General features: G+C 58.1%; 17 protein-coding genes and 3 pseudogenes. 16 read left to right on the forward strand and 4 right to left on the reverse strand.

Annotated features, from left to right (window positions below; genetic code table 11):
* Positions 1 to 290: 290 nt before the first annotated feature.
* A complete protein-coding gene (gene ybfE / locus SOPEG_RS03575) occupies positions 291 to 578 on the reverse strand; it encodes a LexA regulated protein (protein ID WP_025244322.1) in 288 nt (95 codons plus the stop codon).
* A gap of 181 nt (positions 579 to 759) precedes the next feature.
* Positions 760 to 1,454: pseudogene (locus SOPEG_RS03580) on the reverse strand (alpha/beta fold hydrolase).
* Here SOPEG_RS03580 and SOPEG_RS30735 point away from each other — a divergent pair.
* From SOPEG_RS30735 to pxpC, 8 genes and pseudogenes are all read left to right on the forward strand, one after another.
* On the forward strand, positions 1,368 to 1,568 hold the full coding sequence (locus tag SOPEG_RS30735) for a hypothetical protein (RefSeq protein ID WP_417903462.1): 201 nt from the start codon (positions 1,368 to 1,370) through the stop codon (positions 1,566 to 1,568). The pseudogene SOPEG_RS03580 and the gene SOPEG_RS30735 sit on opposite strands and share 87 nt — an antisense overlap.
* 169 nt (positions 1,569 to 1,737) lie before the next feature.
* Entirely contained in the window at positions 1,738 to 2,292 is a 555-nt protein-coding gene (gene seqA, locus SOPEG_RS03585; RefSeq protein ID WP_025244323.1) for a replication initiation negative regulator SeqA, read from the forward strand.
* A gap of 20 nt (positions 2,293 to 2,312) precedes the next feature.
* Positions 2,313 to 3,957: pseudogene (gene pgm / locus SOPEG_RS03590) on the forward strand (phosphoglucomutase (alpha-D-glucose-1,6-bisphosphate-dependent)).
* A 321-nt stretch (positions 3,958 to 4,278) separates the two neighbouring features.
* Positions 4,279 to 5,055 carry a YbgA family protein gene (locus tag SOPEG_RS03595; RefSeq protein ID WP_025244324.1) on the forward strand — a complete coding sequence of 259 codons (777 nt, stop codon included), beginning with the start codon at positions 4,279 to 4,281 and terminating at the stop codon, positions 5,053 to 5,055.
* Positions 5,056 to 5,070: 15 nt separating this feature from the next.
* Positions 5,071 to 6,513, forward strand: coding sequence for a deoxyribodipyrimidine photo-lyase (phrB, locus tag SOPEG_RS03600; RefSeq protein WP_025244325.1), 1,443 nt, complete (start codon positions 5,071 to 5,073; stop codon positions 6,511 to 6,513).
* 13 nt (positions 6,514 to 6,526) lie between these two features.
* Positions 6,527 to 7,270: a type 2 GTP cyclohydrolase I gene (locus tag SOPEG_RS03605; protein ID WP_025244326.1), complete on the forward strand. Its 744-nt coding sequence runs from the start codon at positions 6,527 to 6,529 to the stop codon at positions 7,268 to 7,270.
* A 113-nt stretch (positions 7,271 to 7,383) separates the two neighbouring features.
* Positions 7,384 to 8,040: a 5-oxoprolinase subunit PxpB gene (pxpB, locus tag SOPEG_RS03610; RefSeq protein ID WP_025244327.1), complete on the forward strand. Its 657-nt coding sequence runs from the start codon at positions 7,384 to 7,386 to the stop codon at positions 8,038 to 8,040.
* Complete coding sequence (pxpC, locus tag SOPEG_RS03615) at positions 8,034 to 8,942, forward strand: 5-oxoprolinase subunit PxpC (RefSeq protein ID WP_025244328.1); 909 nt, start codon at positions 8,034 to 8,036, stop codon at positions 8,940 to 8,942. Before pxpB ends, pxpC begins: the two co-directional genes overlap by 7 nt.
* Before the next feature lie 45 nt (positions 8,943 to 8,987).
* On the opposite strand, the gene SOPEG_RS03620 is transcribed toward pxpC, so the two are convergent.
* Positions 8,988 to 10,268: a citrate synthase gene (locus SOPEG_RS03620; RefSeq protein WP_025244329.1), complete on the reverse strand. Its 1,281-nt coding sequence runs from the start codon at positions 10,266 to 10,268 to the stop codon at positions 8,988 to 8,990.
* Positions 10,269 to 10,885: 617 nt separating this feature from the next.
* On the opposite strand from SOPEG_RS03620, the gene sdhC reads away from it, so the two are divergent.
* The 8 genes from sdhC to sucD all read left to right on the forward strand — a co-directional run bounded on the left by sdhC (position 10,886) and on the right by sucD (position 20,520).
* The gene (sdhC, locus tag SOPEG_RS03625; protein ID WP_025244330.1) at positions 10,886 to 11,275 is read left to right on the forward strand and encodes a succinate dehydrogenase cytochrome b556 subunit; all 390 of its coding nucleotides are present in this window, start codon (positions 10,886 to 10,888) and stop codon (positions 11,273 to 11,275) included.
* Positions 11,269 to 11,610: a succinate dehydrogenase membrane anchor subunit gene (sdhD, locus tag SOPEG_RS03630; protein ID WP_025244331.1), complete on the forward strand. Its 342-nt coding sequence runs from the start codon at positions 11,269 to 11,271 to the stop codon at positions 11,608 to 11,610. The genes sdhC and sdhD overlap by 7 nt, the downstream gene beginning before the upstream one ends.
* 3 nt (positions 11,611 to 11,613) lie before the next feature.
* Positions 11,614 to 13,380, forward strand: coding sequence for a succinate dehydrogenase flavoprotein subunit (gene sdhA, locus SOPEG_RS03635; RefSeq protein ID WP_025244332.1), 1,767 nt, complete (start codon positions 11,614 to 11,616; stop codon positions 13,378 to 13,380).
* A gap of 15 nt (positions 13,381 to 13,395) precedes the next feature.
* Positions 13,396 to 14,112, forward strand: coding sequence for a succinate dehydrogenase iron-sulfur subunit (locus tag SOPEG_RS03640; RefSeq protein ID WP_025244333.1), 717 nt, complete (start codon positions 13,396 to 13,398; stop codon positions 14,110 to 14,112).
* A 211-nt stretch (positions 14,113 to 14,323) separates the two neighbouring features.
* Positions 14,324 to 17,131, forward strand: coding sequence for a 2-oxoglutarate dehydrogenase E1 component (sucA, locus tag SOPEG_RS03645; RefSeq protein ID WP_025244334.1), 2,808 nt, complete (start codon positions 14,324 to 14,326; stop codon positions 17,129 to 17,131).
* Positions 17,132 to 17,146: 15 nt separating this feature from the next.
* Positions 17,147 to 18,367: a 2-oxoglutarate dehydrogenase complex dihydrolipoyllysine-residue succinyltransferase gene (odhB, locus tag SOPEG_RS03650; protein WP_025244335.1), complete on the forward strand. Its 1,221-nt coding sequence runs from the start codon at positions 17,147 to 17,149 to the stop codon at positions 18,365 to 18,367.
* Positions 18,368 to 18,481: 114 nt separating this feature from the next.
* Positions 18,482 to 19,648: an ADP-forming succinate--CoA ligase subunit beta gene (sucC, locus tag SOPEG_RS03655; protein ID WP_025244336.1), complete on the forward strand. Its 1,167-nt coding sequence runs from the start codon at positions 18,482 to 18,484 to the stop codon at positions 19,646 to 19,648.
* Positions 19,648 to 20,520, forward strand: a complete 873-nt coding sequence (gene sucD, locus SOPEG_RS03660; protein WP_025244337.1) for a succinate--CoA ligase subunit alpha — start codon at positions 19,648 to 19,650, stop codon at positions 20,518 to 20,520. The genes sucC and sucD overlap by 1 nt, the downstream gene beginning before the upstream one ends.
* Before the next feature lie 627 nt (positions 20,521 to 21,147).
* Here the strand turns inward: sucD and SOPEG_RS25925 are convergent.
* Positions 21,148 to 22,297 (reverse strand): annotated as a pseudogene (locus SOPEG_RS25925) (IS256 family transposase).
* Positions 22,298 to 22,342 lie beyond the last annotated feature (45 nt).

A 22,342-nucleotide genomic window follows, 5' to 3' on the forward strand; every position in this document is an offset into this window, starting at 1 on the left:
AAACCTCATAAAAATTAAGGGTATGCCCAATCGTCAACCTTAAGCTGATAAGGGCAATGATAGCAGACCCTCACTTAAGGAGATACCTGCCGGCGGGGACTTTTTGCGTCAATTGCGCCCGCCGTGCCGTGGCCGGCGTGACGTGTACGCCGCAGGTACAAAGGCGCGCCGGCGTGATGCCTGTGCCATAGATGAGCGGCAGGCAGACGCGCGGCCTGCTTCACGGCCAGCGATCGGTCTGCTTACTGCCTGTGCCACAAATGACGCTCCACTGCCGCGGGACCCCTCCTTCAGCCGGCGGGCCGCTGGCGCTCAAGCTCCACCAGCAGGATAAGTTCGATAAGCTCACTGCGGGAAATATCCCGCTGATCGGCCAGTTTATTCAGCGCATCCACCGCCTGCGCATTGATTTTCAACTCCACTCGACGCAGCCCGCGCACTTTATCGCGCCGCAGCTGGTTACGCTTATTGATTCTGAGCTGCTCATCCCGAGAAAGAGGACTGGTTTTCGGCCTTCCCGGGCGGCGTTCATCCGTAAATAAATCCAGCGTAGTGCGGTCCGTTTGTTCTTTTGCCATAGTTGATGAAGGGAATATGCAACCGTAAGCGCCGGGGTCGCCGGCGGCTGGCCTGAGCCCTGGCCGGCGTCCTCCGTAGCGTTAGTTTCACTGGTCCCTGGAGGTAGCCGGCATCCAAAAACCCGTCATCTTACCCCAGTGAAGCGGGTGGCGACAATGGCTAACAACTGCCGCGTCCGGCTTATGCTTCCGTCAGAAAACGCGCGACGGCGCGCACTACCGCCTCCGGTTTTTCGGCATGCACCCAATGGCCGGCGCCGGCCACCACATGGGCGCGGGCGCGGGGAAATTGCTGGCGGAGAGTCTCGTGGTAGCGGTCATCCAGATAGGGGGAATTACCGCCGCGGATAAACAGTATCGGCCCCGGCCAAGGGGGCAGTGTTCGCCAGCCGATAATGTCGGCGTAATTATGCTGGATGCTGTCAAGAGCGAAACGCCATTGTCCCTGATCAAACGATTTCAGTAGAAACTGAATGGTGCCCGGATCGTCAATATCCTGTTCCATCAGCCGCGCGGCGTCGCTGCGCTGCGTTATCCCAGCCTCGCTGACGCGCGCCAGGGCGGCGAAAATGGCGTCATGGCGGCGGACCTGATAGGCCACCGGCGCCATATCGATCACCACCGCCGGCGCAATGCGCGCCGGCGCCAGCGCGCAAAGCGTCATTGCCACCTTGCCGCCCATCGAATGACCGATGACGATACAGCACTCAATAAGCAGCGCGTCCAGTAACGCCAGCACATCCCACGCCATTTCGTCATAGCCCATGGTGGGGGCGCGGGGGACAGGCCGTGGTTGCGCAAATCAATTTGCAGCGTGCGATGATTTTCACCCAGGGGACGGGCCAGTACGCCCAAATTATCCAGACTGCCGAACAAACCGTGGATCAGCACCACCGGCAGACCCTGTTCCGGCTGGCGCGCCGCCTGCAGCCGATAGTTCAATTTCATAGCGCTCCTTTTGCTGCGGATAAAAGCTATAGCCTAGCATGAGTTTGGCGCCGCCAACGCCGCAATGGGAAAAAAAGGTGGGTGCGCGGGCGGGCCGATCGCCCGGGCAGATTCTGACTTTTTCACCGCAACGGCGGTTGGTGCTGTTCGTTGCCCGGGTTTAACTTGTATAATCGGGGCGATTGATTTATGTGGAAATTAACGGATTACAATGAAAACTATTGAAGTCGATGAAGATCTTTATCGCTATATTGCCGGCCATACGCAGCACATTGGCGAAAGTGCCTCTGATATTCTGCGCCGTATGTTGAAGTTCACCCCCGGCGTTGACCAAGCGTCAACTCCCGCACCGGCGGTGACTTCTGGGGCAAAAGCCTCAGAAAAATCGGAATCTGTTCGTCCACTGCCCGAGAGGGTTCGCGCAATGCGTGAATTATTGCTCTCAGACGACTATGCTTTGCAACGCAAGATAGTGGATCGTTTCATGCTGGTGTTGACCACCCTGTACACCTTGTCGCCGCAGGCCTTCGCCGCGTCTACCGAAACACTGCACGGCCGTACCCGCACGTATTTTGCCGGCGACAGGCAAACGCTGCTGCAAAGCGGCCACCAGACCAAACCCAAACAGGTGCCCGGTACGCCTTATTGGGTCATTACCAATACCAATAGCGACCGCAAACGGAGCATGATTGAACATATTATGCTGGCGATGCAGTTCCCAACGGAGCTGATAGAAAAAGTTTGCGGCACTCTTAAATTTAATTGACTAGCAACGGAGAAGTGCCGATGGCCAATCACCCCCGCGCCGGGCAGCCCGCTCGCCAGAGTGATTTAATCAATGTGGCACAATTAACGTCGCAATATTATGTATTGCGGGCCTGAGCCGGGCAACAGCGCCCAGGCGGTAAAGTTTGGCACCTCGGGACATCGCGGCAGCGCCGGGCGCCATAGCTTCAACGAAGCCCACATTCTGGCCATTAGTCAGGCTATCGTCGAAGAGCGCGCCAAGCAGGGTATCAAGGGGCCTTGCTACGTGGGTAAAGATACCCATGCGCTCTCCGAACTGGCGTTTATCTCGGTGCTGGAAGTGCTGACCGCCAACGGCGTGAACGTGATTGTGCAGGCGGATAATGGCTATACGCCGACGCCGTCGATTTCCAATGCCATCCTGAGCCACAATCGCGGCGGCGGCGCGCAGGCCGACGTCATTGTTATCACGCCTTCCCATAATCCGCCAGAGGATGGCGGTATCAAATACAATCCGCCCAACGGCGGGCCGGCCGACACTAATGTCACTCGGGTTATAGAAGAGCGCGCCAATGCGCTTTTGGCGGATAATCTGCACGACGTCAAACGCCTGACGCTCGACAAAGCCTGGCAAAGTGGTCATATCCACGCCAAGGATCTGGTGCAGCCCTATGTTGAGGGATTGGCCAGCGTGGTGGATATGCCGGCCATTCAACGCGCCGGGCTGAAGTTGGGCGTCGATCCGCTGGGCGGCTCCAGCATCGCCTATTGGCAGCGCATTGCCGAGCACTACCGGCTGGATTTGACGTTGGTCAATGAAGAGATCGACCAGACGTTCCGCTTTATGCATCTCGCTCATGACGGCATCGTTCGCATGGACTGTTCGTCGGAATCGGCGATGGCGGGGCTGTTGGCGCTACGCGATAAATTCGATTTGGCCTTCGCCAACGATCCGGACTATGACCGGCACGGTATTGTCACCCCGGCGGGCTTGATGAATCCGAACCATTACCTGGCGGCGGCGATCAACTATCTGTTTCAGCACCGCCCTCAATGGGGCGATGAGGTGGGCGTGGGTAAGACGTTGGTGTCTAGCGCCATGATTGACCGGGTGGTTGACAGTCTCGGCCGCCGGCTGGTGGAAGTGCCGGTAGGCTTCAAGTGGTTTGTGGATGGCCTGTTTGACGGCAGCCTGGGTTTCGGCGGCGAAGAGAGCGCCGGGGCGTCATTTTTGTGTTTTGACCGTCAGCCCTGGTCCACCGACAAAGACGGGATCATCATGTGCCTGCTGGCGGCGGAAATTACCGCCGTGACCGGCAAAAATCCCCAGCAGCATTATGATGAACTGGCGAAGCGCTTTGGCGCGCCCAGCTACAACCGCATTCAGGCGCCGGCCACCCACGCGCAGAAAGCGGTTTTGTCCAAGCTCTCTCCCGAGCAGGTCAGCGCCAGCACGCTGGCGTGCGATGCGATCACCGCGCGCTTGACGGCGGCGCCGGGCAATGGCGCGTCCATTGGCGGGCTGAAGGTAATGACGCAAAACGGCTGGTTCGCGGCCCGTCCTTCCGGCACGGAAGAAGCCTACAAGATCTATTGCGAAAGTTTCCTCGGCGCAGAGCACCGCCAACAGATCGAGAAAGAGGCGGTGGATATCGTGAGCGACGTGCTGGCAGGGGCGAAATAACCCCCCCACCCCGCGGCGGCGGGTCTTGGCTAATGGGGCGTTCAGCGAACCCAACGGCGATGATCGCGCAAAGCGAATGCGGTTCGCGAACTCGGCCGGCGTAAATATTGCCCGCTCAGGCGTGCAGCAAACCAAGCGGGCACGCTTCGCGACCTCGATAAGGTACTCACCACCCGGCCATCCTCCGATGGCCGTTTTTTTTGGCTGCGGTTAACCCGTCCCGGCGGGGGGGGGGCGCCGGCAATATGTTATTGCCCGCCAGCGGAAACGGTGAAATTTGGCTACGCTTTGCCTACCCAAAACTCTCCGCAGGAGCCGAGCATGAGCAGTAAGATCCCCGTCGGTATTAGCGCCTGTCTGATGGGTGAAAAGGTCCGCTTTGACGGCGGCCATAAACGCCTGACGTTTGCTATGGATGACATGGTCTCGTTTGTCGCCTTCACCGCCATCTGCCCCGAAATGGCTATCGGTCTGCCGGCGCCGCATCCGGCGTTAAAGCTGGTAAAAAATCCCAACGACCACATCGCGTTGCGCATCAGCAAAGAGACGAGCCCTGTGGATTACACCGCCAGCATGGAGGCATTCGCGCGCCAACGGGTGCGTCAACTCGCCGATCTCTGCGGCTACATCGTCTGCGCCAAATCGCCGAGCTGCGGTATGGCGCGGGTGCGGGTATATGAAGCTCAGGGGGTGCAGAAAACCGGCGTGGGCCTGTACACCCGGATATTACAGGAGCAAATGCCCTGGCTGCCGGTAGAAGAGGACGGCCGGTTACAGGATGTACAATTGCGTGAGAACTTCGTGGCGCGCATATTCACCCTGTGGGAATTCAACCAGTTGCTGCGCCATCCGGCAACCCGCTGCAACCATACGAATGTGCTGATGCATGCGCAGGGATATTTTTACCGTTACCTCACCCGCGCGCAGCGCAGTGAACTCACCGGCTTGATTGACAGCTATCGCCAGGGGTTGCAGTCGTTGCTGGCGCCCATCACGCTGCTGAAACATTATATGGCCGAATATCCTAATGCCTGGCTCGCGCAGCAGCGCTATTTTGAACCCTATCCCGAAGCGCTGCGGCTGCGTTACGGACATTAACCCTACGGAAGTGTTATGACAACCCATCTGGTCTGGCTGCGCAACGACCTGCGCATGCACGATAATTCTGCGCTTTATGCGGCTTGTCAGGATCCCCGCGCGCGGGTGCTGGCGGTGTTTATCGCCACGCAGCAGCAGTGGCGGGATCACGACATGAGCCCGCGCCAGGCGAAATTTATCCGCCAACATCTGTGTCATCTGGCCGACGACCTGGCGGCGCGCGGCATCGAGTTGCACTACCAGCAATGCGCGGATTTCGCCGCCCAGGTGGAGTGGCTGGCGGCGTTTTGCCAGCGCGAACGGGTGGATCGGCTGTTTTATAACTATCAATATGAATTCAACGAGCGGGAGCGTGACCGGCAACTGGAGCGGCGGATCGGCGACGACACGTTGTGCCAGGGTTTCGATGATGGCGTGCTGCCGCCGCCGGGCAGCGTCCACACCGGCAACCAGCAGATGTACAAGGTCTATACGCCGTTTCGTAACGCCTTTCTGCGCCGGCTTGAGGAGCACGATCCGGCCTGTCTGCCGGCGCCGCGAGCGGGGGCGCCCTGCGGTAACACGGGCGAGATCGCGCCGTTTGATTACCCCACCACGCCCCCCGGGCAAGATTATCCCGCCGGTGAAGCGGCCGCGCGCTCCCGTCTGCGTACCTTTTGTCATCAACATTTGCAGGATTATCACCGCGGCCGCGATATTCCGGCGTTGGACGCCACCAGCCGGCTGTCCGCCTGGCTGACGATCGGCGTGCTATCGCCGCGCCAGTGTTATCAGCGGCTGCGCCAGGCGTCTCCCCAAGCGCTAACGCCGGGGAAGAGCGGCGCCTTCACCTGGCTCAATGAATTGATATGGCGCTATTTTTATCGCCATCTGCTGGTGGCCTGGCCGGCGCTGTCCCGCCATCAGCCGTTCATTCCCTGGACGCGCCATGTCGCCTGGCGGCAGGATGATGACCTGTTCGACGCCTGGTGTGCGGGCCGCACCGGCTATCCCATTGTCGATGCCGCCATGCGGCAACTGGCGCAGACCGGTTGGATGCACAATCGGTTGCGAATGATCAGCGCCAGTTTTCTGGTCAAGGATCTGCTTATCGACTGGCGCCGGGGCGAGCGCTATTTTATGTCGCAGCTTATCGATGGCGATCTGGCGGCCAATAACGGCGGCTGGCAATGGGCAGCCTCCACCGGCACCGACGCCGCGCCTTATTTCCGCATTTTCAACCCCACCACGCAGGGCGAGCGTTTCGACGCCGACGGCGCCTTTATCCGCCGCTGGCTGCCGGCGCTCAAACCGGTGCCGGATAATTATTTGCATCAGCCGCATCGTTGGCCCGACGCGCCGCGCGCCGGACTGGATTATCCGCCGCCGATCGTCGATCATGGCAAAGCGCGCGTACGCGCCCTGGAGGCTTATGAAGCGGCTAAAGCCCGGGGCGGGGCGCGGGACGAACCACGATAAGAGAGGCGAATCGATGCGCAATACCGAGCTTGAAAAACTGATTAATCAAAAACTTAATAGCAGAGCGCTGGAGGATTATGCCCCCAACGGCCTACAGGTGGAGGGCCGCCAGGAAGTAAAACGCATCGTCACCGGCGTCACCGCCTGTCAGGCGCTGCTGGATAGCGCTCTGGCGCACGGCGCCGACGCGGTCATGGTCCACCACGGCTATTTCTGGAAAAACGAGTCACCGGTGGTTAGCGGTATGAAACGCCGGCGGCTGAAAACCTTACTGGCTAACGATATCAATTTGTACGCCTGGCATTTGCCGCTGGATGCCCACGCTGAATTGGGCAATAACGCGCAGCTGGCGGCGGCGCTGGACATTCGGGTGACCGGCAGTCTGGAACCGCTGCTGCCGTATGGGGAGTTCGCGACGCCCCTTAGCGGTGAAGCGCTGCGCCTGCGCCTTGAACAGACGCTAGGACGCAGCGTCCTGCACTGCGGCGACGGCGGGCCGGCGCAGATAAAGCGATTGGCCTGGTGTAGCGGCGGCGGTCAGGGATTTATCGAGATGGCGGCGCAGGCGGGGATGGACGCGTTCATTACCGGCGAGGTATCCGAGCAGACCATCCATATCGCTCGTGAAGAGGGGCTGCATTTTTATGCCGCCGGCCACCACGCCACCGAACGCGGCGGGGTCCGCGCGCTTGGGGAGTGGCTGGCCCAACAGTATGATTTTGATGTCACTTTTATCGACATTCCCAACCCTGTGTAACGGCGTAACCCGACCATTCTCCCATTGACAGCGCTGCCCGGGATGCGCATGCTCATTAACTATTAATGAGCAAGGCTATGAATTCGGCATAGGCTGGTTTCCAGGAGGCGGGGTTGCAACGGGCGCGATGTTATTTGTTGGGAGAACGGGCGGTGGTGCTAGAGTTGGAGCCGCCGATTAGCCTGGAAAGTCAGCGCCGCATTTGGGGGTTGGCGCAGCGTATCGCGCCGCACCCGGACGTCCGCGAAGCCATTCCCGGCATGAACAATTTGACGGTGCTGCTGACCCAACCGCAGCACACGGCGCTGGATGCGATAGATCGCCTACAGCGCTGGTGGGAAGAGAGCGAATCGGCGCTGCCCAAGGCGCGACAAATCACGATTCCGGTCATCTATGGCGGCGCCGCTGGTCCCGATCTGGCGCGGGTGGCGGAGCATACCGGCATGACGCCGCGCCAGGTGGTGGAGTGCCACGCCGGCGCGAACTACGTTGTCTATTTCCTCGGTTTCCAGCCGGGGTTTCCCTACCTCGGCGGATTGCCGGAGGCGCTTGCCACGCCGCGGCACGCTGAGCCGCGTCTGCAGGTGCCCGCCGGATCGGTTGGCATCGGCGGCGGCCAGACCGGCATCTATCCGCTAGAAAGCCCCGGCGGCTGGCAATTGATTGGCCATACCGCCGTGGCGCTATTCACCCCCCAGGCGGCATCGCCGACGTTGTTGCGTCCCGGCGATAACCTGCGCTTCGTGCCGCAAAAGGAGGGGATATGCTGAAGGTGATTCGTGCCGGTATGATGACCGCGGTACAGGACGGCGGCCGCGACGGCTACCGCAACCTGGGTATCAGCCAGGGCGGGGGGCTGGACGCGCCGGCGATGAAGATGGCCAATTTGTTGGTGGGCAATGCCCAGGACGCGGCGGTGCTGGAAATTACCCTGGGCCAGTTTTGCGCCGAGATAACCCGTCCGGGCTGGCTGGCGCTGACCGGCGCCGATTGTCACGCCCGGCTGGATGATAAACCGCTTTGGACCGGCGGGCGCTTTGCGGTGCGGCCGGGTCAGCAGGTGAAACTGGCGCTGCCGAAACACGGTATGCGCAGTTATCTGGCGGTATCGGGCGGTTTTGACGTCCCGCCGGTGCTGCAATCGCGCAGCACCGATATTAAAGCGGCGATAGGCGGTCTGAAGGGGCGATGGGTGCGCGACGGCGATCGGCTGCCGACGCGGCAAATGGGCATTAAGCAACTGCTGTTCGGCAACCGGGTGCGGGCGCTACCGGGGTCGGAGTACCAGGAATTCAGCGCCGAGGCGCGCGAAGCATTCTGGCGTGTGGCCTGGCAGCTCAGTCCGCAGAGTAACCGCATGGGTTATCGGTTGCAGGGCAGCGCGCTTCTGCGCACCGCCGACCGGGAACTGTTTTCGCACGGCGTATTGCCCGGGGTGGTGCAGGTGCCCCCCGGCGGCCAGCCCATCGTCCTGATGGCTGATGCCCAGACCACCGGCGGTTATCCGCGCATCGCCTGTGTTATTGAGGCCGATTTGTACCATCTGGCGCAGATTCGCCTGGGCGAGCCGATCCATTTTGTGCAATGCTCGCTGGATGAAGCACATCTAGCCTGGCAACAGCAAAGGCGCTATCTGGAGCAGTTGGCCTGGCGGCTGGCCCAGGACGACTAACTCAGCAAGGCGCAAGACTCAGCAATAAGGGGGCGGAAGGCGGGGTTATTTGCTCTGGCTGTGGAAGTCCCGCTGGGCATAGCCGGTGTAGAGCTGGCGCGGACGGGCGATTTTCAGACCATCATCGTGCATCTCTTTCCAGTGGGCTATCCAGCCAACGGTACGCGCCATGGCGAAAATGACCGTGAACATGGTCGAGGGGATCCCCATGGCCTTCAAAATGATGCCCGAGTAGAAATCGACGTTGGGATACAGCTTGCGCTCTTTGAAGTACGGGTCATGTAGCGCGATATGTTCAAGCTCCATGGCCACCGCCAGTAAATCATCCGAAAGCTTGAGCTCTTTTAAGACTTCATGGCAGGTTTCCCGCATCACGGTCGCGCGCGGATCGTAATTTTTATACACGCGATGGCCGAACCCCATCAGGCGGAACGAATCGTTTTTATCCTTGGCGCGTTTGATGAACTCAGGGATATGTTCCACTTTGTTGATCTCTTCGAGCATCCGCAGACAGGCCTCGTTGGCGCCACCGTGGGCTGGCCCCCACAGCGAGGCGATGCCCGCCGCGATACGGGCGAACGGATTGGCGCCGGAGGAGCCGGAGGTGCGCACCGTCGAAGTAGAGGCGTTCTGTTCATGATCGGCATGCAAAATGAGAATACGATCCATGGCGCGCTCCAGCACCGGATTGACCTCATAGATTTCGCACGGCGTGGCGAACATCATATGCAGAAAGTTGCCGGCATAGGACAAATCATTGCGCGGGTAGATAAACGGCTGGCCGAGGGAATACTTGTAGCACATAGCGGCCACGGTAGGCATTTTCGACAGCAGGCGGAACGCGGCGATTTCGCGGTGGCGTTCGACGTTGACATCCAGCGAGTCGTGATAGAACGCCGCCAGCGCACCGGTGACCCCGCACATGACCGCCATCGGATGGGAATCGCGCCGAAAACCGTGGAACAGCCGGGTAATCTGTTCATGAATCATGGTATGGCGGGTGACGATAGTGCGGAACTCATCGAATTGCTCACGGGTCGGCGCTTCGTCGTTCAGCAGGATATAGCAGACCTCAAGATAGTTCGACTCCAGCGCCAGCTGGTCGATCGGGAAGCCGCGGTGCAGCAAGACGCCTTTGTCGCCGTCGATATAGGTGATTTTCGATTCACAGGAGGCGGTGGAGGTGAAGCCGGGATCGAAGGTGAAATACCCTTGGCTTCCCAGACTGCGGATGTCGATTTCTTTTTCGCCCATGGTGCCCGTTAGCAAATCCATGGCGATGGGGTCGTGCCCCTCAGGGGTAAAAGTTGCTTTACTTTCAGCCATTATATTCTCCTTAGCGCGTATAAACTCAATCTTTCACCGCAGGCGGCTCATAAGGCCCCGCGTTTATTTTCCGTCCGCCTGGCGTGACGCATGCCGGGCGCAGAGCGCAGTCTGACGCTTTACCCGAAAGGGTGAACGAACGGTTTGCCTTGGTGGGTGAAGATTAATTGAAAATATTATTTGCTATTAATGGGCATCTTAACCTGCGGGTCAAGGCGCTTTTTACACAGTTGCATAAACTGAATCACGGAGGAAGTGTACCGCCACCCGATAAGCGTGTTATAGCATATAAACGGGATCATTTGTAATCAAAATGTTTCTTTATTGTCAATGTAGATGTAGATGTATACCCTAATAGGAAATGTGAGAATCGTGACGGTGCTCACTAATTCGTCCAAATGTTAACAAACTATTTGTATGTTAATTGTAATCATAATGTGAAAGCCATATACTTCAACAAGGTCTCCGGAACTCCCTGTAGTAGGAGCACCCAGCGTTATTTAACGCGTCATTTACGCACAAGGAATTGTGGTTTTAGCACATGACGTCGCATGGTTTATCCCGTTAACGCTGTCTGATCCAGCCAGGACCGGAGGAAGGAATATAATAATAGCTGTGTGGGAAAAACCGTGAAAAAACAAAGTCCTGTCAACTTGGATCTACAAACGATCCGGTTCCCCGTAACTGCAATAGCATCCATTCTTCATCGCGTGTCCGGCGTCATCATGTTTGTGGCTATCGGCATTCTGCTTTGGGTTCTCAGATTATCTCTCTCTTCCCCCGAAGGCTTCATTCAGGCTGCCGCCATGATGGATAGCTTCATCGTTAAATTTATTTTTTGGGGCATATTGACCGCGCTGGCCTACCACACCCTCGGCGGAATTCGTCACATGCTGATGGATTTCGGCTATCTGGAAGAAACGTTGGCGATGGGTAAAACCACCGCAAATGTTACATTTTTGCTAACTGTCGTGCTATCTATTTTGGCTGGAGTCCTCGTATGGTAAGCAATGCTTCGGCATTAGGACGTAACGGAGTACATGAGTGGTTATTGGTTCGTGCATCCGCCATCGTAATTTGCCTTTACATTATTTACCTGCTCGGTTTTATCCTGATTGCAGATACTCTCACCTATGACGTCTGGCGCGGTTTTTTCGCCACTCCCATGACGAAAGTCTTTACCCTGCTAACCCTGTTTTCCATCCTGGTGCACACCTGGATAGGCATGTGGCAGGTATTAACGGATTACATCAAGCCCCTGGCGCTGCGGCTGCAATTGGTCATCGTTATCGTGATTATGGTGTATTTACTTTATGTAACTGTTGTGGTGTGGGGGGCGTAGTCGATGACATTGCCGGTAAGAGAGTTTGACGCCGTGGTTATCGGCGCGGGAGGCGCGGGCATGCGCGCCGCGCTACAGATCTCCCAGATGGGGCTGTCGTGCGCGTTAATTTCCAAAGTGTTTCCAACTCGTTCCCATACGGTATCGGCGCAGGGCGGCATCACCGTCGCGCTCGGCAACAGCCATGAAGACGACTGGCAGTGGCACATGTACGATACGGTAAAAGGGTCCGACTATATCGGCGACCAGGACGCTATCGAGTATATGTGCAAAACCGGCCCGGAAGCGGTGCTGGAGCTAGAACATATGGGGCTGCCGTTTTCCCGTCTTGACAACGGACGTATCTATCAGCGCCCGTTCGGCGGCCAGTCGCTGAATTACGGCGGCGAACAGGCCGCGCGCACCGCCGCCGCCGCCGACCGTACCGGACATGCGCTGCTGCATACCCTTTATCAGCAGAACCTGAAAAACCACACGACCATTTTTTCCGAATGGTATTCCCTTGATCTGGTGAAAAATCAGGATGGGGTGATCGTGGGCTGCACCGCGCTGTGTATTGAAACCGGCGAAGTGGTGTATTTCAAAGCGCGCGCGACCATTCTCGCCACCGGCGGCGCCGGGCGCATCTATCAATCCACCACCAATGCCCATATCAATACCGGCGATGGTGTCGGCATGGCGCTTCGCGCCGGCGTGCCGGTCCAGGATATGGAAATGTGGCAGTTCCATCCCACCGGCATCGCCGGCGCGGGGGTGCTGGTAACCGAGGGTTGCCGCGGTGAAGGCGGTTACCTGCTGAATAAACACGGCGAGCGTTTCATGGAGCGTTATGCGCCCAACGCCAAAGATTTGGCGGGCCGCGACGTGGTGGCGCGTTCGATTATGATTGAAATCCGCGAAGACCGCGGCTGCGAAGGTCCCTGGGGGCCGCACGCGAAATTGAAGCTGGATCATTTGGGGAAAGAAGTTTTGGAATCGCGTCTGCCCGGAATTCTGGAGCTGTCGCGTACCTTCGCCCACGTGGACCCGGTCAAAGAACCGATTCCGGTCATCCCCACCTGCCATTATATGATGGGCGGCATTCCGACCAAGGTAAGCGGCCAGGCGATTACCGTCAACGCCCAGGGCGAGGATGTGGTGATCCCCGGCCTGTTCGCGGTGGGCGAAATCGCCTGCGTGTCGGTACACGGCGCCAACCGGTTGGGCGGCAATTCCCTGCTGGATTTGGTAGTGTTTGGCCGCGCGGCGGGGATGCATTTGCAGGAGTCGCTGCAAGAGCAGGGGCCGTCCCGCGATGCCAGCGGCGGCGACATCGACGCGTCGCTCAGCCGCTATCACCACTGGAACAACAATCGTAGCGGCGAAAATCCGGTTGAGATCCGTAAAGCGTTACAGGCCTGTATGCAAAACAACTTCTCGGTATTCCGTGAAGGCGACGCGATGGCCAAGGGGCTGGCGGAGCTGAAAGAGATCCGCGAGTGTTTGCATCATGCCCGTTTGGATGATACCTCGACGGAATTCAACACCCAGCGCGTAGAGTGCCTGGAGCTGGATAACCTGATGGAAACCGCTTACTCCACCGCGCTCTCGGCAAATTTCCGCACCGAAAGCCGCGGCGCCCACAGCCGTTTCGACTTCCCGGACCGCGACGATGAAAACTGGCTGTGCCACTCGCTGTATCTCCCTGAAAGCGACAGCATGACGCGTCGTAAGGTCAACATGCAACCGACATTACGCCCGGCGTTCCCGCCGAAAGTGCGTACCTACTAAGGTGGAGGATGAATCATGAAGGTTGAATTTTCCATCTATCGCTACAATCCCGATGTCGACGATAAGCCGCGCATGCAGGACTATACCCTCACCGTGGAGGAGGGGCGCGATATGATGCTGCTGGATGCATTAATCCAGCTGAAAGAGCAGGATCCGAGCCTGTCGTTTCGCCGATCCTGCCGTGAAGGGGTTTGCGGCTCCGACGGCGTTAATATGAACGGTAAAAACGGTCTGGCGTGCATTACGCCGTTGTCGATGCTGCGTAAGGGCGACCATAAAATCGTCATCCGCCCGTTGCCCGGCCTGCCCGTCGTCCGCGATCTGGTGGTGGACATGGGGCAGTTCTATGCCCAGTACGAGAAGATCAAGCCCTTCTTGATTAACGACGGCCGCAATCCGCCGGCGCGTGAACATCTGCAATCGCCAGAACAGCGCACCAAGCTGGACGGGCTGTATGAGTGCATTCTCTGCGCCTGCTGCTCCACGTCCTGCCCCTCTTTCTGGTGGAACCCCGATAAATTCATCGGGCCGGCGGGGCTTTTGGCCTCTTATCGTTTCCTAATCGACAACCGCGATACCCATCAGCAGGCGCGGTTGGATGATCTGAACGACGCTTTCAGCGTTTTTCGCTGTCACAGCATTATGAATTGTGTCAGCGTATGCCCCAAGGGACTTAACCCCACCAAGGCTATCGGTCATATCAAGAGTATGTTGGTGAACTACAGCGCCTAACGGGCGCGGCCTGCTCCCCGTCCGCTGCGGCGGGGGCAGCGCAGGAAGCCTTTGAAAACCGGTTAGCGGCCTCGCGGCCAGCCGCTTTTCAAAGGTTCCTTCGGATACGATGACCTCGCAGGGGTGATCTGCCGGCTGAACCGCTTATATGTTATCCGATTACGGGTTAACCATGGCGAAAACTGAAGCTTAACAAGCTTAAGGGATCATGATGCAGAACGGCGCAATGAAGGCCTGGCTGGATTCCTCCTATCTGGCGGGCGCAAACCAGTCCTACATAGAGCAGCTCTATGAAGATTTTTTGACGGATCCCGACTCTGTCGATGTGAGCTGGCGTGCAATTTTTAAACAGCTACCGACCGCGGGCGTCAGTCCCGATCAACTCCATTCCAAAACGCGGGAATACTTCCGCCGCCTGGCCAAGGACGCAACACGCTATACCGCCTCGGTCAACGATCCGGATATCGACTCCAAGCAGGTGAAAGTCCTACAGCTCATCAACGCTTTCCGCTTCCGCGGTCATCAGCACGTCAATCTGGATCCTCTGGAGTTATGGAAACAGGAAACGGTTCCTGATCTGGACCCCGCTTTCCATCACCTCACCGACGTCGACTTCCAGGAAACGTTTAACGTCGGTTCGTTCACCATCGGCCGTGACACCATGAAATTGGCGGATTTGTACGAGGCGCTGAAAAAGACCTACTGCGGCGCTATCGGCGCCGAATATATGCACATCACCAATACCGAAGAGAAACGCTGGATCCAGCAGCACATCGAGTCGGTGGTGGGACAGCCGAGCTTCAGCCGCGAAGAGAAAAAGCGTTTTCTCGCCGAGCTGACCGCGGCGGAAGGGATAGAACGTTATTTGGGGGCCAAATTCCCCGGCGCCAAGCGTTTCTCGCTGGAAGGCGGTGACGCGCTGATCCCCATGCTGAAAGAGATGGTGCGCTATGCCGGCAGCAATGGCACGCGGGAAGTGGTACTGGGGATGGCGCATCGCGGCCGCCTGAACGTGCTGGTCAATGTGCTGGGCAAAAAGCCGCAGGATCTGTTCGACGAGTTCGCCGGCAAGCACAAAGAGCACTTGAGCACCGGTGACGTGAAGTACCATCAGGGCTTCTCCTCCGACGTTGAAACCGAGGGCGGGCTGGTGCATCTGGCGCTGGCGTTCAACCCCTCGCATCTGGAAATCGTCAGCCCGGTGGTGATGGGATCGGTACGGGCGCGTATCGACCGGCTGGATGAACAAAGCAGCAGTATGGTACTGCCCATCACGTTGCACGGTGATGCGGCCATCAGCGGCCAGGGCGTGATGCAGGAAACCCTGAACATGTCCAAGGCGCGCGGCTACGACGTCGGCGGGACGGTGCGCGTCGTGATTAACAACCAGGTCGGTTTCACCACCTCCAATCCGCACGACGCCCGCTCCACGCAATATTGTACCGATATCGCCAAAATGGTGCAGGCGCCGATTTTCCACGTCAACGCCGATGACCCCGAAGCGGTGGCGTTCGTTACCCGCGTGGCGCTGGATTTCCGCAATACCTTCAAGCGCGACGTCATGATTGACCTCGTGTGCTATCGCCGTCACGGCCACAACGAGGCCGATGAACCGAGCGCCACTCAGCCGCTGATGTACCAGAAGATCAAAAAACACCCCACGCCGCGCAAAATCTACGCCGACCGTCTGGAGCGCGACGGCATTATCACCCTCGCCGACGCCACCGAAATGGTTAATGTGTTCCGCGACGCGCTGGATCAGGGCGAGTGCGTGGTGAAAGAGTGGCGGCAGATGAATATGCACTCCTTCGCCTGGCAGCGCTATCTCAGTCATGACTGGGACGAAGAGTACCCCAGCCAGGTGGAGGGTAAGCGTTTGCAGGCGCTGGCGCATCGTATCAGCGAGGTGCCGGCCGGCGTCGAAATGCAGCCGCGGGTTGCCAAGATTTATCACGACCGCGCCGCGATGGCGCGCGGTGAAAAGCCTTTTGATTGGGGCGGCGCCGAAACGCTGGCCTATGCCACGCTGGTGGACGAGGGGATCCCCATTCGTTTATCGGGGGAGGACACCGCTCGTGGTACATTCTTCCACCGCCATGCGGTGGTGTATAACCAAAAAAACGGATCGAGCTATACTCCGCTGGCCCATGTCCACAACGGTCAGGGCAGTTTCCGCGTTTGGGACTCGGTACTATCCGAGGAGGCGGTGTTGGCGTTTGAATACGGTTACGCCACCGCCGAGCCGCGTACCTTGGTGATTTGGGAAGCGCAATTCGGCGACTTCGCCAACGGCGCGCAGGTGGTTATCGATCAATTTATCAGTTCCGGCGAACAGAAATGGGGACGGATGTGCGGTCTGGTGATGCTGCTGCCTCACGGCTATGAAGGGCAGGGGCCGGAGCACTCCTCCGCCCGCCTGGAGCGCTATCTCCAGCTGTGCGCGGAACAAAATATGCAAGTCTGCGTCCCGTCGACGCCGGCGCAGGTCTATCATATGCTGCGGCGTCAGGCGCTGCGCAATATGCGCCGGCCGCTGATTGTCATGTCGCCCAAGTCGCTGCTGCGTCATCCGCTGGCCATCTCCTCCCTGGATGAACTGGCTAACGGCACGTTCCAGCCCGCCATCGGCGAAGTCGACGATCTTGATCCGCAGGGCGTCAAGCGCGTCGTGATGTGCTCCGGCAAAGTCTATTATGATTTGTTGGATCAACGGCGCAAAAACGGGCAGCAGGACGTGGCCATCGTACGCATTGAACAGCTCTATCCGTTCCCGCTGCAGGCGGTTCGGGAGGTGCTAGCCCCCTATGCGCACGTTCAGGATTTCGTCTGGTGCCAGGAGGAGCCTCAGAATCAGGGCGCCTGGTATTGCAGCCAGCACCATTTCCGCGAAGTGATATCCAAGGGCGCCGCGCTGGATTATGCCGGTCGTCCCGCTTCCGCCTCGCCGGCGGTAGGGTATTTGTCCGTGCACCAGACCCAGCAAAAAAATCTGGTCAACGACGCGCTGAACGTTAATTAACAATAAGGATAGAGAATGAGTAGCGTAGATATTCTGGTGCCTGACCTGCCTGAATCGGTCGCGGATGCCACCGTCGCCACCTGGCATAAAAAGCCCGGTGACAGTGTTCAGCGTGATGAAGTGCTGGTCGAGATTGAAACCGACAAGGTGGTGCTGGAAGTTCCGGCGCCCGAAGCCGGCGTTCTGGAAACATTGTTGGAAGACGAAGGCGCTACCGTTACCGCCCGTCAGGTGCTGGGGCGTCTGCGCCCGGGCGATAGCACCGGCCAGGCGACGACCGAGAAATCCCAGAGCCAGGAGGCCACCCCGGCCCAGCGCCACACGGCAGGTCTGGAAGAGGGGAGCAACGACGCGCTAAGCCCGGCCATTCGCCGCCTCATCGCCGAGCACGATGTTAATCCCGAGGCCATCAAAGGCAGCGGCGTAGGCGGACGTCTCACCCGTGAAGATGTTGAAAAACATATCGCCGGGCGGCAGAGCGCTGCGCCGGCCCCGGCCGCCGCTCAGGCTGAAACCGAGGCGCCGGCGCTCGGCAACCGCAGCGAAAAACGCGTACCGATGACCCGCCTGCGTAAGCGCGTGGCCGAACGCTTGCTGGAAGTAAAAAACAGCACCGCTATGCTGACCACCTTTAATGAGGTGAACATGCAGCCGGTGATGGATCTGCGCAAGCAATACGGCGACGCGTTTGAAAAACGTCACGGTATCCGTCTGGGCTTCATGTCCTTCTACATCAAGGCGGTATTGGAGGCGTTAAAACGATTCCCGGAAGTGAATGCCTCCATTGACGGCGAAGATGTGGTTTACCACAACTATTTTGACGTCAGCATCGCGGTGTCTACGCCGCGCGGTCTGGTGACGCCGGTGTTAAAGGATATCGACGCGCTGGGCATGGCTGATATCGAGAAGAAAATCAATGAATTAGCCATTAATGGCCGCGCCGGAAAACTGAAGGTCGAGGAGCTGACCGGCGGTAACTTCACCATTACCAACGGCGGCGTATTTGGCTCGCTGATGTCGACGCCCATCATCAACCCGCCGCAAAGCGCGATCCTGGGCATGCATGCCATCAAGGATCGGCCGATGGCGGTGGGGGGGCAGGTGGTCATTCTGCCAATGATGTATCTGGCGCTTTCCTATGACCACAGGCTTATCGACGGAAAAGAATCCGTAAGCTTCCTGGTTACGGTGAAAGAGATGCTGGAAGACCCCACTCGCCTGTTGTTGGACGTTTAGCGCATGACCGCGGCGGCCCAAAGCCGCCGCCCGAGGTCCACGGCTTTGGTGCCGAATTAGGGCGACGCGCCGCCGCGCCGCTGATACTCTCCAGACGAAGATGGAAATAACATCATGAATTTACATGAATATCAGGCAAAACAGCTATTTGCTCGGTATGGTCTGCCGGCCCCGACGGGATACGCCTGCAATACGCCGCGCGAAGCGGAAGAGTCCGCCTCGAAAATCGGCGCCGGTCCCTGGGTGGTGAAATGCCAGGTACATGCGGGCGGCCGCGGTAAATCCGGCGGCGTCAAAGTGGTGAAATCGAAAGAAGAGATCCGCGCCTTCGCGGAACAGTGGCTTGGCAAGCGTCTGGTGACGTACCAGACGGACGCGCTGGGTCAACCGGTCAATCAGATTCTGGTGGAAGCGGCCACCGACATCGCCAAGGAGCTGTATCTGGGGGCGATCGTCGACCGCGTCACGCGCCGCGTGGTGTTTATGGCGTCCATCGAGGGTGGGGTGGAAATTGAAAAAGTGGCGGAAGAGACGCCGCATTTGATTCACAAAGTGGCGCTGGATCCGCTTACCGGCCCGCAGCCTTATCAGGGCCGCGAACTGGCGTTTAAATTGGGCTTGAGCGGCAAGCAGGTCACCCAGTTCAGTAAAATTTTCATGGGCCTGGCGACGCTGTTTTTAGAGCGCGATCTGGCGCTGGTGGAAATCAACCCGCTGGTGATTACCGGCGCCGGCGATCTTATCTGCCTTGACGGTAAACTGAGCGCCGACGGTAACGCACTGTTTCGCCAGCCGGAACTGCGCGAAATGCGCGATCACAGTCAAGAAGACGAACGTGAAGCGCACGCCACCCAATGGGAGCTGAACTATGTGGCGCTGGACGGCAATATCGGCTGTATGGTGAACGGGGCCGGCCTGGCGATGGGGACGATGGATATCGTCAAACTGCACGGCGGCGAACCGGCCAACTTCCTTGACGTGGGCGGCGGCGCCACCAAGGAGCGCGTGACCGAAGCGTTCAAGATAATCCTGTCGGATGAGAAGGTGAAAGCGGTGCTGGTCAATATTTTCGGCGGTATCGTTCGCTGCGATTTGATTGCCGACGGCATCATCGGCGCGGTATCCGAGGTGGGCGTCAGCGTCCCCGTGGTGGTGCGTCTGGAAGGGAACAATGCCGAACTGGGCGCCAAGCGATTGGCCGACAGCGGGCTGAACATTATCGCCGCCACAAGTCTGACCGACGCGGCTCAACAGGTTGTCGCCGCGGTGGAGGGTAAGTAATGTCTATTTTGATTGATAAAAAAACCAAAGTTATTTGCCAGGGCTTTACCGGCAGCCAGGGGACCTTTCACTCCGAGCAGGCGCTGGCCTACGGCACCAAAATGGTCGGCGGCGTCACGCCCGGCAAAGGCGGTACCGAGCATCTCGGTCTGCCGGTGTTCAATACCGTGCGCGAAGCTGTTGACAAAACCGGCGCCACGGCATCGGTTATCTATGTGCCGGCGCCGTTCTGCAAGGACTCGATCCTTGAGGCGATCGATGCCGGCATCGAGCTGATTATCTGCATTACCGAGGGCATCCCGACGCTAGATATGCTGACGGTGAAAGCCAAGCTTGAGCAAAGCAAGGCGCGCATGATCGGGCCGAACTGCCCGGGCGTTATCACCCCGGGAGAATGCAAAATCGGTATTATGCCGGGGCATATCCATCAGCCTGGCCGGGTGGGTATCGTTTCCCGTTCCGGCACTCTGACCTATGAAGCGGTGAAGCAAACCACCGACACCGGCCTCGGGCAGTCCAGCTCCGTGGGCATCGGCGGCGACCCGATCCCAGGCTCGAACTTTATTGACATCCTGAAGCTGTTTGAAGAGGATCCGCAGACGGAAGCCATCGTGATGATAGGCGAAATCGGCGGCAGCGCGGAGGAAGAGGCCGCCGCTTATATCAAGGATCACGTCACCAAACCGGTGGTCGGCTATATCGCCGGCGTCACGGCGCCGAAGGGCAAACGTATGGGCCATGCCGGCGCAGTTATCGCTGGCGGTAAAGGCACGGCCGATGAAAAATTCGCCGCGCTGGAGGCGGCGGGCGTCAAAACCGTGCGCAGCCTGGCCGATATTGGTGAAGCGTTAAAGCGCATTTTGCCGAACTGATACGGCAGCGCCGGAAGCCGGCGGAAATACCTGCCGCCCGCTGCGGCGACAACAATGCACTAAGCTGCCCACGGGCGGCTTTTTTTTACCCTAACGGCCACGTCTACGGCCGTTGTTCCGCGCATTGCCCCACGGCCTCGTCGTCTAGGCTTAAGCTCGGGCCGGCTATTCGCCGCGAGAGGCAGTGCAGACGATGAAAAAGCGTTTTCCGGCAAAGCGGAAATAACGTCACACCACAATAATGACGAAGTGATGACAGATTTTTTCGCTATTTTAATAAACGCGCGCTATCGCGCGATGAGCCTATTTAATTGCGCAGGCACGTTAGGGACAAGGAGGAACCCTTATTATTTTCACTTTATGTCATCACTGTATTTTATTAATCACACTTTAGCAACATTTCGGTGATATTGCCTTTTTTTGGCTACCAATATTTAACAAAAAGAACCAAACATTGCGTTAAATCAATATTTATCCGCTCATCATATACTGTGCCGGCCGGAATGTTGCGTCAGCGCAATTTCAATCGGGGCGAGCCCGTACCGGATTCTGTGTAAATGCCTTTTCTCAGAAGTGACCGTCCAGGCGGTCACCGAACACGATAATAAATCGGCTCATTGCCATGCGTCAGTCCCTCAAAGGCATTGTCCATTTCTGTGAGGCCGCCTGTATCGCCAGCCACACCATCTTTTTCACTGCGTCGTCGGTCGGGAACACCTTGCGCTTTTTGATGGCATGCCGGATCACGCTGTTTAACGACTCGATGGCGTTGGTCGTGTAGATCACCTTGCGGATGTCCGTTGGGTAGGCAAAGAACGTGGCCAGATTGGCCCAGTTTGCCTGCCAGCTTCGACTTATTTGCGGGTAGCGGATGTCCCAGGCACTGGAGAACGCTTCCAGCGCCTGCTAGCCGGCTTCTTCCGTAGGGGCCTGATAGAATAGCTTTCAGGTCGCGGGTGACGGCCTTGTAGTCCTTCCAGGAGACGAACCGCAGGCTGTTGCGCACCATATGCACGATACACAGCTGGAGCCGCGCCTCCGGATACACCGCGTTAATAGCGTCAGGGAAACCTTTCAGCCCGTCTACGCAGGCGATAAGGATATCGTTCAGGCCGCGGTTTTTCAGCTCTGTCAGCACGTTCAGCCAGAACTTTGCGCCTTCGTTTTCGGCCAGCCACATACCTAGCAACTCTTTCTGGCCTTCGATGTTGATGCCCAGCGCCAGGAACACAGATTTGTTGATGATGCGGCTGTCCTGCCGGACTTTTAGAACGATACAGTCAAGATAAACAATGGGATAGACTGCATCCAGAGGCCGGTTTTGCCATTCTACAACCTGCTCCATGACCGCATCGGTGACCTTTGAGACCAGCGCCGGCGAGACATCGGCGTCATACAGCTCTTTGAACGCGGCGGCGATCTCGCGGGTGGTCATCCCTTTGGCGTACAACGATAAAATCTGGTTATCCATCCCGGTAATCCGGGTCTGGTTCTTCTTCACCAGTTGCGGTTCAAAGGAACCGTCACGATCGCGCGGAGTACGCAGCGCCAGCGGGCCATCGCCAGTGGTAACGGTTTTTGTGGAATAGCCGTTGCGGGCGTTGGTCCCCGGTTTAGGCTGATTTTTATCGTAGCTGAGGTGATGGGTCATTTCGGCATTGAGAGCTGCTTCGACTCTGATTTTTTTCAGCAGCCGATCGAAGTGACTGAGATCTTCAGGGGTTTTGAGATTTTTGGCCAGTTCGTTAGTCAGAGCCTGCAACTGTTTTTCGTCCATAAATTAACCTGTTTTTGATGTTGAATTGAACATATCAAAATCAGG

It is taken from the genome of Candidatus Sodalis pierantonius str. SOPE (genome assembly GCF_000517405.1).
Taxonomy (GTDB): domain Bacteria; phylum Pseudomonadota; class Gammaproteobacteria; order Enterobacterales; family Enterobacteriaceae; genus Sodalis_C; species Sodalis_C pierantonii.

Coding starts and splice junctions, on each gene's coding strand:
- odhB (WP_025244335.1), top strand. CDS start 17,147: ATGAGTAGCGTAGATATTCTGGTGCCTGACCTGCCTGAATCGGTCGCG.
- SOPEG_RS03620 (WP_025244329.1), bottom strand. CDS start 10,268: ATGGCTGAAAGTAAAGCAACTTTTACCCCTGAGGGGCACGACCCCATC.
- SOPEG_RS03640 (WP_025244333.1), top strand. CDS start 13,396: ATGAAGGTTGAATTTTCCATCTATCGCTACAATCCCGATGTCGACGAT.
- SOPEG_RS03605 (WP_025244326.1), top strand. CDS start 6,527: ATGCGCAATACCGAGCTTGAAAAACTGATTAATCAAAAACTTAATAGC.
- sdhD (WP_025244331.1), top strand. CDS start 11,269: ATGGTAAGCAATGCTTCGGCATTAGGACGTAACGGAGTACATGAGTGG.
- ybfE (WP_025244322.1), bottom strand. CDS start 578: ATGGCAAAAGAACAAACGGACCGCACTACGCTGGATTTATTTACGGAT.
- sucC (WP_025244336.1), top strand. CDS start 18,482: ATGAATTTACATGAATATCAGGCAAAACAGCTATTTGCTCGGTATGGT.
- SOPEG_RS03595 (WP_025244324.1), top strand. CDS start 4,279: ATGAGCAGTAAGATCCCCGTCGGTATTAGCGCCTGTCTGATGGGTGAA.
- seqA (WP_025244323.1), top strand. CDS start 1,738: ATGAAAACTATTGAAGTCGATGAAGATCTTTATCGCTATATTGCCGGC.
- phrB (WP_025244325.1), top strand. CDS start 5,071: ATGACAACCCATCTGGTCTGGCTGCGCAACGACCTGCGCATGCACGAT.
- pxpC (WP_025244328.1), top strand. CDS start 8,034: ATGCTGAAGGTGATTCGTGCCGGTATGATGACCGCGGTACAGGACGGC.
- sdhA (WP_025244332.1), top strand. CDS start 11,614: ATGACATTGCCGGTAAGAGAGTTTGACGCCGTGGTTATCGGCGCGGGA.
- sucA (WP_025244334.1), top strand. CDS start 14,324: ATGCAGAACGGCGCAATGAAGGCCTGGCTGGATTCCTCCTATCTGGCG.
- sucD (WP_025244337.1), top strand. CDS start 19,648: ATGTCTATTTTGATTGATAAAAAAACCAAAGTTATTTGCCAGGGCTTT.